The following is a 14762-nucleotide window of genomic DNA, read 5'->3' as shown; positions in this document are numbered from 1 at the left end:
CTAGGAACCGCTCTTGTTTGCAGTATTCAAATCGTTCACGACAGCACTCGCAATCGCCCTTCCCGCGGTTCTGGCGGCCGCCATCTCCGCTCCGGCGCAGGACGAAGCCGGGTTCGTCGGCAGCGAGGTCTGCTCCGATTGCCATCAAGACGAGGCGGAGCTCTGGCGCGGGTCGCACCATGCGCACGCCATGCTGGAAGCCGACAGCGACAGCGTCCTTGCGCCTTTCGAGGGCGAGACATTCTCGAAAGACGGCGTAACGACAACCTTCTTCCAGCGCGATGGCGGGTATTTCGTTAACACTGACGGCCCTGACGGCGAACTGCAGGATTTCGAGATCGACTATACCTTCGGCGTCACGCCGCTGCAGCAATATCTGATCGCGCTGCCTGGCGGCCGCTATCAGGCGTTGGGAATAGCCTGGGATTCGAGACCCGAAGCCGAAGGCGGGCAGCGGTGGTTTCACCTCTATCCCGATACGAAGCTTTCAGCCGGCGATCCGATCCACTGGACAGGGATTGACCAGAACTGGAACTATCAATGCGCCTGGTGCCACTCCACGAATCTTGAAAAGAACTACGACCCCGAGACGAATCTGTTTTCGACGACCTGGTCCGAGATCAATGTCGGCTGCGAAGCCTGCCATGGGCCAGGAAAAGATCATGTCCTTTGGGCGGAGAAGCCCGAAGCCGATCGCCCGCCGATGTCGCATGGCGCCGGTTTCGCGCTGCGTCTCGACGAGCGGAAAGATGTCTTCTGGGAGCCAGGCGACGCGGGCACGGCGAGGCGGTCGTCGCCGCGCACAACGATGAAGGAGATCAATCTGTGCGCCGGCTGCCATGCGCGGCGGGGACAGTTCTCGGACGATCCGCATCACGCCGCCGATTTTCTCTCAGCCTTCCGACCGTCTCTTTTGTCCCCCGGTCTTTACCACTCCGACGGCCAGCAACTCGATGAGGTCTACAAATACGGCTCCTTCCTGCAGTCGAAGATGCACGCCGAAGGCGTCACCTGTTCGGACTGCCATGAACCCCATTCCGGCAAGGTCCTGCTGGAGGGCAACGCCTTGTGCAGTCAGTGTCACGAGCCGGAGGTCTTCGACACGGCCGAGCATCACCACCACGCGCCCGAAACCGAAGCGGCGCAATGCGTGTCGTGCCATATGCCGACCACCAACTACATGATCGTTGACGCCCGTCACGATCATTCGCTGCGTATTCCCCGACCCGACCTCACGATCAGCACAGGGGTTCCCAACGCCTGCAACCGCTGCCACGAAACGCAGAACGCGCAATGGGCGGTGGACCGTCTGGTCGAATGGTTCGGCGAGCCGGCGAAAGGACACCAGGATTTTGCGGAGTTGTTTCACGCCAGCGACCGCGGAGCGCCGGGCTCCCGCGGCGCGCTGATCGCATACCTCGAGGAAACGGAGCGGCCGGCGATCGTCACGGCCAGCGCGCTCGCCCGTATCGCCGCCAACCCGACGCCGGACGCGGTGCGCCTGGCTCGCGAAAAGCTTTCCGACAGCGATCCCCTGGTGCGTTCCGCCGCTATCCCGATAGTCAGTCGCGCCGACACGATGACGGCGCTCAATACGCTCACTCCCCTGCTCGACGATGAAAGCATGCTCGTGCGCATGGAAGCCGCCCGCGCGATGGTGGGCGAGCCCGAGGCGATGATGAGTGAGGCAACGCGCGAAAAGTTCGAAAGCGCCCTCGCCGAATATGTCGACGGCCAACTCTTCAACGCAGAACGCCCGGAAGCGAACGCCAATCTCGCCCTCCTCAACATGGAGCAGGGTAATCTCGCCGACGCGGAGCGCTACTATGAAACCGCGTTGAATCGGGACCCGACTTTCGCGCCTGCCGCCATCGGCCTCGTGGAGCTCTACCGAGCCCGCGGCGACGAGCAGGCGGCGGAAACCCTGTTGCGCGATATGCTTGAGACAAACGCGAATTCCGCCGACCTCGCGCACGCGCTCGGGCTGGTGCTGGTGCGCCAGCGGAATATTCCGGAAGCCATGTCATGGTTGCGCAAAGCGGCGGAACTAAGCGTCGACAATCCCCGCTACGCCTACGTCTACGCCGTCGCGCTGCACGACACCGGCAATGCGCAGGGCGCGATCGCCCAGTTGACGAGAGCGTTGCAGCGCCACCCTTACGACCAGGCGATTCTGGAGGCCCTGATCAGCTATGAACTGCAGGCCGGCAATCTGCGATCAGCGCTGGCGCGCCTAGAGACGCTCGACCGTCTCCAGCCGAACGACCCGCAAATTCAGCAGTTGATCATGCAATTGCGACAAAGACTGCAATAGTCGGCGAAAATCAGAACGAGAACAGAAACCCGATCACCGGTCCGTGCTGAATGGTGTCGTAGACGAAACCGTCATCCGAATAATCAACGCCCAGCGCGCGATAGCCGACCCGCGTGGAAAACGTGTCCGTCCATTTGTAACCGACGGCGCCAAGCAGGTCCCAGGTGATTTCCGATCCGGCGCCGAAACCGCCGATCATGCCCCAACCGCTGAGATTCCATTTTGGAGTGAGATCGACGCGTCCCTTGACGCCGATCATCGGGTCGACCCATGTGGCGCCGTCACTGCCGCTCAGACCGGCGATCGGCGCGCCGCCCGCCGAGAGGGTGGCGCTGATATCGTTATTGACGCTCCATATGCGAGCGCCGGCCATCAGATCCACGATGTAGTTGGGCTGCGAGACAACGCGATACTCGCCCATCAGGGTGGCTGTGAAGGTGGTCGCGTCGATGCCGAGTCTTAGCTCCACGGGCGTGTTCCGCACCCCGCCCATGACTCTTTCCGATGTCGAAAGCTTTACATAAATCAAATCCGCCAGCACGCCCCACTGGCCGTTATGGAGTTCGCCGACAATCATCCCGGTGACATCAAGATTTTCAAGCACGTCGCCAAAGGTCAAATCGATATCGGTCGGATCCTGCCCGAAGACGCCGACATCGCCGGTCAGACCGGCGCCCCAGATGTAGGGAGCGATGGTGAAGGTCCATTCCTTGCTTTCGACAGGCGGCGGCCCAACAGGCGCAGGTTCGTAGACCATGTCTGCGGAAAACGCCTGACTGCTCACGCCTATGGCCAGTGTCATTGCTGTAAAGACCAGTTTGCGCATCGTTTATTCCCTTCCCACGATAGCGACCCTGATGTTTCTCTCAGAAGCCGGTATTGATAAGCCGCGTCGGCCAATTGGCGACGGCATCCCGTTCAACCGGTTGCTCCCCGCCCCGTTCGACTCTGTCCGTCGAGCGCGCCGCAAAGAACTAACCTGCAGAAATTCTCTTCTTCAACGCGGCAAATCGCCTATTTTCGCAATTTCGATTGCGACTCGGTTCAACAACCGGGAAAATCGACGCGTTTCGATAAGGAACACTGCCTCCAGCCAGAACTTGTTCCTGCTGTTCCGTAACCGAATTAATAGCACAAGTTGCTTTTCCATGAAGCGAAAATTGAAATTTCTGCATGGGTTTGGAGACGAATTCAGTAACGTTACTTGTCTTGCTTTTTACATCCAAAGGCCCGATAAATACCATACGCCAAGATCGGACACACTCCCGCGATTGAAGATTGCGGGCCGATTTCAGCAAGATAGCTATGTACCTCTTACAGGGAGGAGTACATTCCCGATGAAAACACTCGTTGCAGCGGTATTCGCCGCCAGTCTTGGCTCAGCGACGCCGGCGGTCGCACAGTCCACCGACATTGAAACCCAGGCGACGGAAATTGTCCTGAACAGCGCGAAATTTCTCGCATCCCAGCCGGCATTTTCGTTTTCCTGGTTCGTCACGTTCGACGAAGTGACGGAGGATCAGAAAATCACCTACATACGCAGCGGCAATACGCTTATGGTCCGGGACTCCGGTTTTTACTCCCGTACCGAACGTGAAGACACGTTGCGCGACTATTACTGGGACGGTTCGGAATTCACGATCTTTTCTCCCAACGAAGACTTCTACGCCAGCACCGAATTCTCCGGCAGTTTCGACGACCTGGTCGAAGCGGTGCGCGAGAAGACCGGAACCGTGTTGCCCATGTGGTCGATCCTCAGCGAGACCTTTCCCAACGACGTTTTAAGCGATGTCGAGGCGGCCGCCTATCTCGGAACCACCCTGATCGCCGGCCAGGAAGCGCATCATATCGTCTTCCGGGAAGCCGAGGAGGACTGGCAGGTGTGGATCTCCGCCGACGATGAAGCGCCGTGGCCTCTGATGCTGTTCGGCACGCGTCGAACCGATCCGGAGGATCCGCAGTACCGGGTGTTCATGTCCGACTGGAACGCCGAACCGGACACCGATCCGGCGCAGTTCAGGTTCGAACCGGACGAAGGCGCGTTGCGGCTCTACTTTCCGCAGCTTTCGGCCATGACCAAGTCCTCGTCGGATCAGTAAGGAGCAAAGATAATGAGAAAGTTCCTTCTTGTATCAGCCCTGGCCGCTTTTGCGCTCGGCAATCCGCCGGAAAAGCTGTTCGTTCCGGACGACTACTCCCCGGATCAGGCTCAGGCCCGCCCCGGCGGACATGGCGGCGGTTTCCATGGCGCTCCAAAGGCGCGCCCGCGTGGGGCTGGCGTCTCGCGCGGACACTCCTCGCGGCCTCGAAGCCCGAGCGCCAGCCGGCCGTCGTCCCGCCCTTCTGCCCGGCCTTCGGCGCGCCCATCTTCGAGACCCGCCTCAAGGCCGTCTTCAAGGCCGGCGTCTCGACCGTCATCCAGACCTTCGTCACGACCGGCCTCAAGGCCGGCGAGCCGGCCTTCGGCAAGTCCCAACAGACCGTCGAGACCGCCGTCCACGCGGCCGCCAGGGTCTCGTCCTCCGGGGGCGCGGCCTCCGGGTGCTCGCCCGGGCGCAGGACCAGGTCGTCCGCCGTCCACGCGGCCGCCGGGAACCAGGCCACCAGGCGCTCGCCCGCCATACGGCCGGCCGCCCATCGCGGGACGTCCGCCCGGCTATCGTCCGCCCGGTTACCGGCCGCCCAACTGGCGCCCGCCCTACTATCGCCCGCCTTATGTTCGCCCGCCGCACTATCGCTGGGGCAACTACTACTGGAATCCCGGATGGGGCTGGTACAACACGGCGATTGTCGCCGGCGCGACGCTGGCCTTCGTATCGGCGCTGCCGGACAACGGAAGCGATTGCCAGGAGTATGTCGACCAGGGTGATACGGTGTACGCTTGCAACGGCGTCATCTATCGGCCGACCTACTACCAGGACGAACAGGTCTACGAGATCGTCTCCTCTGACGAGGACACGCCGAAGCCCAGCACGCAGGCGAGCAACGACAGCGAGATCGAGCTCAGCCTCCAGTCGCCCTACATCAGGGGCGATCGGGTCCGCACGCTGCAGAATGCGCTGATTGCAATAGGCTTCAGCGTTGGCGGCGGCGCTGACGGCATCTTCGGACGTGGAACAGACGAAGCCGTACGCGCCTTCCAGGACTGGTACGGACTGCCCGTCACGGGCGTTGTGGATACTGAAACGGCCAACGCGATCGCCGCCGAATACACGGCGACCCTTGCGCCCGAACAGCCTCCCGCGCCCGCCGCGGAGCCTGCGACCACCAGTCAGGAAACGCAGAGCGCGCCAGCGGATGCTTCGGCCGGCTCCTCCGAGGAAGCGGCTCCCGCCGCAGCCGAACCCGCAGAGGATGCGCCAGCAGCCGAACCCGCAGCGGATGCGCCCGCAGCGGATGCGCCGGCAGCGGATGCGCCCGCCGAACCGGAAGCCGCGGCCGCCGATGGCGCATCGGACGGCGAACCGGCGGCTGAAGAGAGCAGCGACGGTTCCACCTCGAGCGAGAGTTCGAACTGATCCCGCCGGGCGGGCCTTGGGGCCCGCCCGGCATCAAGTCTAGCGTATACCTCTTCCGCGGCCAGTCGCATCACGGCCGGGTGATCTGGCTGTAAAGAAACACATGAATTTGCTGAATTTACTGCTTCCGGCGCTCGTACTCGGCATGTTTTTGTCTGGATGCGCCGGGCCTCCGGACAATATCATCGGGCTCGCCGCGCCTGCCGAGGCAATCAATGCCTACGGCGTAAAGAAGCAGGACGTCTATGTGATGACGACCCGCGCGGCGTCGGACGATCCGTCCGTAATGTACTCGGGAGAACGCAGCGAGGGTCTCGGACTGGCGCGCGTCACGGTCACCATCCCGCCGGATCACCAGACCGGCGTCATCGAGAGGTCCGAGAAGGGCCCGCCGGATCCGCGCACGAACTTCACGATCGTCGATCCGATCATCTTCGGCGACGCCGAGCAGTTTCAGGCGAGCGTTGGCGCCGAGCTCGCAGAACGGTCGAAGCCGGACCAGCGCATCCTGCTCTTCGTGCATGGCTACAACACAACAATGACCGCGGCTATTCTGCGCACGGCGCAATTGGCAAACGACATGAATTTCAAAGGCGTCCCGGTCGTCTTCAGCTGGGCCTCCCGCGGCAAGACTTTGAACTATGTCTACGATATGAACAGCGCTCTTTCGGCCCGCGACAGGCTGATTGAAGGCGCAACGCTCCTGGCCGAGGCCGGACCAGCCGAGTTCGATATCATGGCGCACTCCATGGGCAACCTGCTGACCGTCGAGGCGATCCGGCAGGCGCATCTTCAGGGCCAGTACGACGCATCGGGCCGTGTGAAGAACATTATTCTGGCGTCGCCGGATATCGATATGGATCTGTTTACGACCCAACTTGACGATCTGCCGGCCGACAGGCGGCAATTCTGGGTCATGATTTCCGAAAATGACCGCGCCTTGTCCGTTTCGCAGCGAATCGCCGGCGGGATCAACCGCGTCGGCAACGCCGATTCCCAAAGGTTGGCGGAACTCGGGGTCGCGGTTGTCGATCTGTCCCAGATCGATGACAAATCCAGTCTGCACCACGCCAAGTTCGCCGATGCGCCAGAAGTCGTTCAACTGATCGGAAGGCGACTGGAATCACAGGGAAGCATCGCCAACGACGCCGACGACGACCTGACCTTCAAGCGGCTTGCAACAGACCTGGCCAGCGCCCCCATCATACTGCTTGGTCAGGGCCCGTTGCTGCTGAACCAGTGAGGTCGCGGAAACCCTTGCCATGAAGAGATCCGCTCACAGATCGGCTCTGCTGGCGCTTGCCGCCGCCAGCGCGTGGCATGGCGCAGCGCACGCAGACGATCCGGTGACGCTCTCGACCGAGGATCTCGTCGACGACGAGGCCGTCGTCACACAGTCCGTCAGACCGCGTCGCTTGTTGAAGGAAGCCGGTTTCTCGCTACGTTTCTACGGACATTTGAACAAGGCGTTGCTTTCCTACGACGACGGCGCGTCGACCCGTTCCTATTTTCCGGTCGACAATTGGGGATCGGAATCGCGGTTCGGCTTCCAGTTGAAATCGCCGCAGTACGACGATTGGCAGTGGACCGGCAAGGTCGAGTTCGGATGGGCGCCTTATTCCACAAAGGTGGTCAATCAGGATGACAATCCAATCGATTGGGACCCCAATCTCCGCAAGGCGGAGTTCTATGTGGTCAGCGAAACTTACGGAACCGTCTGGCTCGGTCAGGGAAGCATGGCTTCGGACGGCTCGGCCGAAATCGACCTCTCCAACACCGCATTGGTGGGCCAGTCGCGGGTAGAAAGGATCGCCGGCGGACAATTGTACCGGCTCGCCGACGGGTCATTGTCCGACATCGAGGTGAGAAACACCTTTGAGAACATGGACGGTTTCGGGCGGCGCCTGCGCTTTCGCTACGACACGCCAAGCTGGAACGGCTTTATCCTGTCGGGATCCATCGGAGAAACGATCGTACCGGATCGAAAGGACAATCTCGGCTGGGACGTTGCGTTGCGTTATGCGCAGAAACTTGGTCCGGTCAGCCTGTCGGGGGCGGTCGCCTGGTCGCAAACCTTTGCGGGCGACGAGACGATCATCGACGGCTCGGTGTCCGCGCTCCACGATCCAAGCGGAATAAGCCTGACGCTGGCAGCCGCAGAGCGCCAGGAATCCGGGCAGACAAGCCGGTACGCCTACGGCAAGCTCGGCTATCAGGTCGACTGGTTCGAATTCGGCAAGACAGCCTTCTCCGTCGACGCCTATTTTGGCGACTCGATATATTCCGACGACGACATCAGCCGATCTTACGGATTCCAGTTCGTCCAGGACGTAAAGGACTGGGAGACCAAGTTCTATGTCGGCGTCCGCAACTATCGCTACGAGGCGACAGACGCTTCCTATCGCGACGGCCTCGCCGTCATCACCGGCGCCTTCGTCAAGTTCTAGAGCCTTACGAGTCCCGCAACCCGGCCTGGTGCGCGATCCAGAACGCCATGCGGTCATGCAGCAGGCGCGCCGCTTCATCCAGACCATCCGGCGGAACAAACACGCCGTCGTCGTTGAAGAGCGAGCCAACGAACGGAATATGCACGTTTTCCAGAACGAGCGGCATCTGAAAACAGGCGAGAACCGGTTTCAGGGCCTGGACGGCGCGCGTGCCTGCGGCGACGCCGCCGTAGCTCACGAACCCTGCCGGTTTGAATTTCCATTCCTGGCTGAGATAGTCGATTGCGTTTTTCAGCGCTGGCGGAAAACTGTGATTGTATTCGGGCGTCACGAATACAAAGCCGTCTGCCCGCGCGACGGTCTCGCTCCAGGCTTTCGTGTGATCATGAACGTAATTGGCGAATCGCGGATGGTTGGGTTCGTCGAACATCGGGAGATTGACCTCCTTGAGATCGACCAGTTCGAGCTCGATATCATCCCTGCCGGCTCCGGCTTCCATGAACCAATCTGCGACCTTCCGGCCTATGCGTTTTTCCCTGACGCTTCCGACGACGACTTGCACCAATGCCATGAATACTTCCTTCAAGCTCGAACGAGGTTCGGGATAGACAATGTTTCACGACGCCCACCGCCCGAACAACGGCTGGCCGTGACTGAATTCGGCCATCCTTGTAGAGCGGATTGCCGCAATATACGAGCCATTTCCTGAAAATTGCGCCGCCGCCCGCCCGACCCCGGATTTATTTGAGGGTCGGGTCGAACAGGTCGCGCATCCAGTCGCCGACGATCGATATCGAAAGCGTCGTCAGCACGATCGCGACGCTCGGCGCGAGCATGATCCACGGAGCCGACTGGATGTAGTCGCGGCCGTAGCCGACCATGTTGCCGAGCGAAGTCATCGGCGGCTGGATGCCAAGCCCGAGAAAGGACAATCCGGATTCCAGCAGAATGACCTCTGGAAAATTCAGCGTCATGGAGACGATCAGCGTCGAGGCGATGTTCGGCAGGATGTGGCGCGAATAGATGCGCCACGGCGATGCGCCGAGATCGCGCACGGCGGTAGCGTAGCCCTGCTCGTTGGCGGAAATGGCGAGCCCCCGCGCAATGCGGGCGATCCTCTCCCATCCGTAGAAGCCCATCAGGATCACAAAAAGGGTCAGCGAGTTGCCGAGAAAGGCGAGCACGGCGAGCGCGATGATCATGAAAGGCATCGAAGCCTGGGCGTCGATGAGGATCAGGATCAGTTGCTCCACCCTGCCCCGGAAATAGGCGGCCAGAAAGCCGAGCGTCACGCCAAGCGTCGCCGCAATCAGGGTGGAAAGGAAGGCGATCACGACGGAGATCCGAATCGAGATGATCAGTCGCGAAAGCACGTCGCGGCCCAGTTCGTCCGTGCCAAGCGGATGCGTCCACACGCCGCCGAAGAAAACCGGCGGCGTCAGGCGCGACGGCAGATCCATCGACATGAAGTCGTAGGGGGCGATCAGCGGCGCAAAAGCCACGACAAAGGCGCTGAAAGCAATCCAGAACAGCGCGAACAACACCAGCGGCGGCCAGGTTTCGAAAAACGCGGTCAGCCTGTCCTTGGCGGTGAATACGCTGCCTGAGCCGCTGTCCTCGGCGATGCTCTTGGGATCGTTGAGTTCGAGTGTCATTGCGCCTAACTCCCCGCCTGAAGCTGTTTCGTTCTGAGCCTTGGGTCGACCCAGCCATAAAGCAGATCGACCGTGAGGTTGGCAAACACCATGGTGAAACCGATGAAGAGCAGGATCACTTGCACGACGGCCAGATCGCGGTTGGCGACGGCCGTCACCAGCAATCGCCCAACACCGGGCCAGGAAAACACGCTTTCGACGACCACTGCGCCGGCGACGAGCGAGCCGACCATGAAGCCGACGATGGTCAGCGTCGGAATGGCGGCGTTCGGCAAGGCGTGCGACGTCACCACCTCACGCCACACCAGTCCCTTCGCCGAAGCGGAGCGGATATAGGGTTGCCCGAGCACTTCCAGCATGGCCGAACGCGTAAAGCGCGCGATCACGGCGGCGCCGATCAGTCCCATGGTCAGGATGGGCAGAATGGCGTGTTGCCAGGTGTCGGAGCCGCCGGACGGCAGCCAGCCCAGCTTCACTGCGAAAATCAGCGCCAGCACCAGCCCGAGGACAAAACTCGGCACGGTGAACCCCATCACGGACACCGTCATGATCAAGCGGTCGATATAGGTGTTGCGGTAGAGGGCCGCGCATATGCCGGCGGGCAGACCGATGAGGATCTTCAGGAAAAGCGCCGGAATGGTGATCGCCAGCGTCAGCGGCACCCGTTCGCCGACCACCTGCAGGGCGGAGCGGCCGTCGCGCATCGAATTGCCGAGATCGCCCTGCGACACCGCGCCGAAATATTTGAGATACTGGATCCAGATCGGCTGATCGAGGCCCCAGTTGGTTCGGAACGCCGCATAGGCCTCGGGCGGCGCTTCCGGACCGAGAATGATGATCGCCGGATCTCCGGATAACCGCAAGATCACAAAGGCGAGCGAAACGATAAGGGTGACGGTGATGAGCGCGCGAAGGATGCGCAGGAGTGTGTAACGCAGCATGACTACTCCGCCGCAATGCCGGCGCCGGCAGGCGCATTGTTGACAAGATGACAGGCGACCTTGTGGCCGGCGGTCTCAAGCAGCGCCGGAACCTCCGATTTGCATTGCGCAATGGCGGAAGGACACCGCGTGTGGAAGGGACATCCCGATGGCGCGTTGACCGGATTGGGCGGATCGCCCTTCAGCACGATGCGGTTTGCGACCGCGCTGCGCCGAATTGTCGGGATCGCCGACACCAGCGCTTGCGTATAGGGGTGCTGCGGCCTGCGAAAGACCTCTTCCGGCGCGCCTGATTCCACGATCCGGCCGAGATACATGACAGCGACGCGGTCGGACATCTGCCGCACCACCTTCAGGTCGTGGCTGATGAACAGCGCGGTAAAGCCGGTGCTCTGCCGAAGGTCGTCGAGCAGGTTCAGCACCTGCGCCTGGATGGAGACGTCCAGCGCGGACACCGGCTCGTCGCCCACCAGCAGATCCGGTTTCAGGGAAAGCGCCCTTGCAATGACGACGCGCTGGCGCTGTCCGCCCGACAATTCGTGCGGAAACCGGTCCGCCATGTCGCGGCGCAAGCCGACATCGGCCATGAGTGAGGCGACCCGTTCGTCCCTCTCGGCCTTTGGGGTTTCCGGCGCGTGGATCTGGATCGGTTCGCCGATCTGGTCGGCGACGCTGAGCCGGCGGTCAAGCGCGCCCAGCGGATCCTGATAGATCATCTGCATGCGCCGCCGCAGTGCACGCCATTGCGCATTGTGGTTCGCCGTCACCTTTTCGCCGTCGAAACGTATCTCTCCGGCGGTGACCGGGATATGTCCGAGAACCAGCTTCGCGGTCGTTGACTTGCCGCAACCGGATTCGCCCACAAGACCAAGCGTCTTGCCTTTCATGATCTCGAACGAAATCCCGTCCACCGCCTTCAGCGTGGCCGGCGTTCCGAACAGTCCTCCAGGCAGTCTCACGTCATAGTGCCGCTTGAGGTTCGTCACCGAAAGCAGCGGCGTCTCTGCAGCGCTCATGCCTGTTCCAGTTCATGATTGGCCGCTTCGCGCATGGCGGTCGCCGCCAGTTCGGCGGCGTGCAGGCAGGAGACATCGTGACTGTCGCCGCCGACACCTGCGAGTTCGGGTTGACGGTCCGTGCAAGCTTCGTCGGCTCTGGCGCACCGTGGCGCGAAACTGCAGCCGGGCGGAAGCCTGTCCGGCGGCGGCACCGTTCCGGGGATCGACGCCAGGCGCCGCTTCGGTCCGACGATATCGGGAAGCGCCGCGATCAGTCCCCGCGTATAGGGATGAACCGGTCGCGAGAACAGGGCGTCGGTCGCGGCCTGCTCGATGATCCGGCCGCAATACATCACCGCCACCCGTTCCGTCATGTCGGCGACGACGCCGAGATCGTGGGAAATCAGAACCAGCGCCATTTCATTGTCGGCGCTCAGTTCACGCAACAGATCGAGGATCTGCGCCTGAATCGTCACGTCGAGCGCCGTCGTCGGCTCGTCTGCGATAAGGACTTCCGGCTCGCCTGCGAGCGCCATCGCGATCATCACGCGCTGGTTCATGCCGCCGGAGAGTTCGTGCGGATATTCGTTCAGTCGCTGGGCGGCGTTGGATATGCCGACGCGGTCAAGCAGGCGCCTGGCCTCCGCCTTCGCCGCGCTTCCACGCAAGCCGCGATGCAGACGCAGCGCCTCGCCGATCTGGCGGCCGATCCGGTGCACCGGATTGAGGGAACTCGACGGATCCTGAAAGATCATCGCAATCTTGCCGCCGCGAATACCGGCAAGGCCGTTCGGGTCCAGATCAAGAAGAGACTTGCTGCCCATCATGACGCGACCGCCGACGCGCGCGCGCTTTCCGAGCAGACCGAGCGCCGCAAGCCAGGTGATCGACTTGCCGCATCCGGATTCGCCGACGATCCCGACGGTTTCGCCGCGTCCGACGTCCAGTGAAATGCCGTGCAGTGCACGGACGAAACGGTGACCCTGATCAAAGTCCACCGTCATATTGCGTATGGAGACTATCGCGTCCATTCAGCTCAACCCTGACTCTCCTCACCTCCCCAAAAAGAACCGGGCCGGAACGATCACGTCCCGGCCCGTTTGTGGAAAGGTCAGTTCGCCAGATTGTTGACCTTGAAGTTGTCGCCGCGGAAGTCCATCGACTGCAGGCCTGACCAGGTCCAGTCGATATTCTTCGGCTTGCCGTAGAAGATCGCGCTCTGATGCAGAACCGTGTAAGCGGGATCTTCACGCTCAGCGATCTCGAGCATCCGCTGGAAAGCCGCGCGGCGCTCCTCCAGATCCGTCGAGGTCTCAAGCTTGATGCAGAGTTCGTTGAACTCCTCGTTCGTCCACTCGCCGACCTGCTGCTGCTGGCCGTTCTGGCAATGCTGGTTGACGATCGAGGAAACCGGATCCGGGAACGGAGCCGAGTTCGACCAGTCGCGAACCATGCGCGGACCGGATTCGGTGTCGAAGATCTGCTGCCAGTTTTCCTTCATTTCCATCTGGATATTCAGGCCGATCTGACGGAATGCTTCGGCGTTGATCTGCGCCGTCGACACCTGGTTGGTGTAGTAGTTGTTCAGAACCCGCATGATGATCGGTTCGCCGTTATAACCGGACTCCTCAACCAGCTTCTTTGCGAGTTCCGGGTCGTATTCCGGAACGGTCCAGTCCGACAGGAACATGTCGCCGTAATATTCCCACTGCAGTCCGGCCGGAACCGCCGTGCGGTCGCCCCACAGGGCGCTCACGATGGTGTCGCGATCGATTGCGTGCGTCATGGCCTGACGGATTTTCGGGTTCTGCATCGGGCCATTGTTCTTGTCGAAAACCATCAGGCGATGATTGGTGATCGGGCCGCCGACGACTTCGAACTTGGCGTCGTCCTCGATGGTCTTGATCTGGTCCGGAGGCACGTCGGTGATGAACTGGTACTCGCCGGACAGCAAGCCGTTTACGCGGCTTGCGACTTCCGGAACGACCACGAAGCGAAGCGTCTTGATCGGCGGCTCGCCGCCCCAGTATTCGTCATGGGCTTCGAGAACCAGAACATTGTCCGGCTTGAAGTCGACGACCTTGTAAGGGCCGGTGCCGAGAGGCTTGCGGGCGAAGTCCAGCCAGCTTTCAGCTTCCTGATAGGCGCGCTTGGAGAGGATTTCCGCGCCGTAGCGGGAGATGCGGCCTTCAAGCGTCGGATCCGGAACCGTGGAAACGAAACGCACGGTCATGTCGTCAACCTTCTCGACGCGGTCGAGATTGGGCCATGCGCGCTTTGCGACAGCCGCGACTTCCGCCGGCGGAACCTTGCCGACCGAATTGGAGCTCGCGGTGTTCGTGAACAGCGTGTTGCCTTCCTTGCGGGCGGCTTCCTGCTCGTCAAGCTGGCCGAAACGCTCCTTGGAGAAGGTGAAGACGACATCGTCTGCAGTCATGACGTCGCCATTGTGGAACTTCACGCCGGGACGCAGCTTCAGTTCGACGGTCTTGTCGTCGATGCGCTTCCATTCGGTGGCGAGACCCGGCTTCTGCGGCAGCTCCGGCTGCTGGCGGTCGTAGTCGATCAGGGTTTCGAAGATCGAATAGAAGACGCGGGCGCCCACATTCGACTGCTCGCGCAGCACGTCGAGCGCGCCGGCGTTGACGATCTGCTGAACGGCGACGGTTACGTCCGGACGTTCGTCCGACAGCGCCGGCGAAGTAAAACAGGTCGTAGCGAGAAAAGTTGCGCCAAGAATCAGCGCAGCATGCTTGCGCAGGTAGCTCATTGAGTTGCCCTCGTAAGTGATGTGATGAATTAAACTCAGACGCGTGGGAGGAAAGTTGCGTCACACTCACAATAGTCAATCAATGTGACCCGGTCTTTTCGGCGCGGTGACAGTTTTGT

At 61.4% G+C, this 14762-nt stretch carries 13 protein-coding genes; 5 read left to right on the top strand and 8 right to left on the bottom strand.

Annotated features, from left to right (window positions below):
* Positions 1-13: 13 nt before the first annotated feature.
* Positions 14-2314, top strand: a complete 2301-nt coding sequence (locus K1W69_RS03740) for a tetratricopeptide repeat protein (RefSeq protein ID WP_220226988.1) — start codon at positions 14-16, stop codon at positions 2312-2314.
* 10 nt (positions 2315-2324) lie between these two features.
* Here the strand turns inward: K1W69_RS03740 and K1W69_RS03735 are convergent, their stop codons facing one another.
* Complete coding sequence (locus tag K1W69_RS03735) at positions 2325-3140, bottom strand: hypothetical protein (protein ID WP_220226987.1); 816 nt, start codon at positions 3138-3140, stop codon at positions 2325-2327.
* Between the two features lie 511 nt (positions 3141-3651).
* On the opposite strand from K1W69_RS03735, the gene K1W69_RS03730 reads away from it, so the two are divergent.
* Positions 3652-4413, top strand: a complete 762-nt coding sequence (locus K1W69_RS03730) for a DUF2092 domain-containing protein (RefSeq protein WP_220226986.1) — start codon at positions 3652-3654, stop codon at positions 4411-4413.
* 110 nt (positions 4414-4523) lie between these two features.
* Here K1W69_RS03730 and K1W69_RS03725 read toward each other — a convergent pair whose 3' ends face one another.
* A complete protein-coding gene (locus K1W69_RS03725; RefSeq protein ID WP_220227898.1) occupies positions 4524-4952 on the bottom strand; it encodes a FliH/SctL family protein in 429 nt (142 codons plus the stop codon).
* A 235-nt stretch (positions 4953-5187) separates the two neighbouring features.
* Between K1W69_RS03725 and K1W69_RS03720 the strand changes: the two genes are divergently transcribed.
* The 3 genes from K1W69_RS03720 (at position 5188) to K1W69_RS03710 (ending at position 8279) form a co-directional block, all read left to right on the top strand.
* On the top strand, positions 5188-5832 hold the full coding sequence (locus K1W69_RS03720) for a peptidoglycan-binding domain-containing protein (protein WP_220226985.1): 645 nt from the start codon (positions 5188-5190) through the stop codon (positions 5830-5832).
* Between the two features lie 103 nt (positions 5833-5935).
* Complete coding sequence (locus tag K1W69_RS03715; protein ID WP_220226984.1) at positions 5936-7075, top strand: alpha/beta hydrolase; 1140 nt, start codon at positions 5936-5938, stop codon at positions 7073-7075.
* A 19-nt stretch (positions 7076-7094) separates the two neighbouring features.
* Positions 7095-8279 carry a porin gene (locus K1W69_RS03710; RefSeq protein ID WP_220226983.1) on the top strand — a complete coding sequence of 395 codons (1185 nt, stop codon included), beginning with the start codon at positions 7095-7097 and terminating at the stop codon, positions 8277-8279.
* 4 nt (positions 8280-8283) lie between these two features.
* On the opposite strand, the gene K1W69_RS03705 is transcribed toward K1W69_RS03710, so the two are convergent.
* From K1W69_RS03705 to K1W69_RS03680, 6 genes are all read right to left on the bottom strand, one after another.
* Complete coding sequence (locus K1W69_RS03705; protein WP_220226982.1) at positions 8284-8850, bottom strand: NADPH-dependent FMN reductase; 567 nt, start codon at positions 8848-8850, stop codon at positions 8284-8286.
* A gap of 169 nt (positions 8851-9019) precedes the next feature.
* Positions 9020-9934 (bottom strand): ABC transporter permease, encoded by a 915-nt coding sequence (locus K1W69_RS03700; RefSeq protein WP_220226981.1) that lies wholly within the window; start codon positions 9932-9934, stop codon positions 9020-9022.
* A 5-nt stretch (positions 9935-9939) separates the two neighbouring features.
* Positions 9940-10875, bottom strand: a complete 936-nt coding sequence (locus tag K1W69_RS03695; protein WP_220226980.1) for an ABC transporter permease — start codon at positions 10873-10875, stop codon at positions 9940-9942.
* A gap of 2 nt (positions 10876-10877) precedes the next feature.
* On the bottom strand, positions 10878-11891 hold the full coding sequence (locus K1W69_RS03690; protein ID WP_220226979.1) for an ABC transporter ATP-binding protein: 1014 nt from the start codon (positions 11889-11891) through the stop codon (positions 10878-10880).
* Complete coding sequence (locus tag K1W69_RS03685; protein ID WP_220226978.1) at positions 11888-12904, bottom strand: ABC transporter ATP-binding protein; 1017 nt, start codon at positions 12902-12904, stop codon at positions 11888-11890. Before K1W69_RS03685 ends, K1W69_RS03690 begins: the two co-directional genes overlap by 4 nt.
* Positions 12905-12984: 80 nt before the next feature.
* Positions 12985-14643 (bottom strand): ABC transporter substrate-binding protein, encoded by a 1659-nt coding sequence (locus K1W69_RS03680; RefSeq protein WP_220226977.1) that lies wholly within the window; start codon positions 14641-14643, stop codon positions 12985-12987.
* Positions 14644-14762 lie beyond the last annotated feature (119 nt).

Origin of the sequence: Flavimaribacter sediminis, assembly GCF_019492055.1 — a bacterium.
In the GTDB taxonomy this organism is placed as follows: domain Bacteria; phylum Pseudomonadota; class Alphaproteobacteria; order Rhizobiales; family Rhizobiaceae; genus Flavimaribacter; species Flavimaribacter sediminis.
Note: the sequence above shows the minus strand (reverse complement) of the source record. Positions and strands in the feature narration are given on the sequence as shown.

What these genes read in the sequence shown, in the direction of transcription:
- K1W69_RS03735 (WP_220226987.1), bottom strand. Translation starts at nt 3,140, where the DNA reads ATGCGCAAACTGGTCTTTACAGCAATGACACTGGCCATAGGCGTGAGC.
- K1W69_RS03730 (WP_220226986.1), top strand. Translation starts at nt 3,652, where the DNA reads ATGAAAACACTCGTTGCAGCGGTATTCGCCGCCAGTCTTGGCTCAGCG.
- K1W69_RS03725 (WP_220227898.1), bottom strand. Translation starts at nt 4,952, where the DNA reads ATGGGCGGCCGGCCGTATGGCGGGCGAGCGCCTGGTGGCCTGGTTCCC.
- K1W69_RS03715 (WP_220226984.1), top strand. Translation starts at nt 5,936, where the DNA reads ATGAATTTGCTGAATTTACTGCTTCCGGCGCTCGTACTCGGCATGTTT.
- K1W69_RS03710 (WP_220226983.1), top strand. Translation starts at nt 7,095, where the DNA reads ATGAAGAGATCCGCTCACAGATCGGCTCTGCTGGCGCTTGCCGCCGCC.
- K1W69_RS03705 (WP_220226982.1), bottom strand. Translation starts at nt 8,850, where the DNA reads ATGGCATTGGTGCAAGTCGTCGTCGGAAGCGTCAGGGAAAAACGCATA.
- K1W69_RS03700 (WP_220226981.1), bottom strand. Translation starts at nt 9,934, where the DNA reads ATGACACTCGAACTCAACGATCCCAAGAGCATCGCCGAGGACAGCGGC.
- K1W69_RS03695 (WP_220226980.1), bottom strand. Translation starts at nt 10,875, where the DNA reads ATGCTGCGTTACACACTCCTGCGCATCCTTCGCGCGCTCATCACCGTC.
- K1W69_RS03690 (WP_220226979.1), bottom strand. Translation starts at nt 11,891, where the DNA reads ATGAGCGCTGCAGAGACGCCGCTGCTTTCGGTGACGAACCTCAAGCGG.
- K1W69_RS03685 (WP_220226978.1), bottom strand. Translation starts at nt 12,904, where the DNA reads ATGGACGCGATAGTCTCCATACGCAATATGACGGTGGACTTTGATCAG.
- K1W69_RS03680 (WP_220226977.1), bottom strand. Translation starts at nt 14,643, where the DNA reads ATGAGCTACCTGCGCAAGCATGCTGCGCTGATTCTTGGCGCAACTTTT.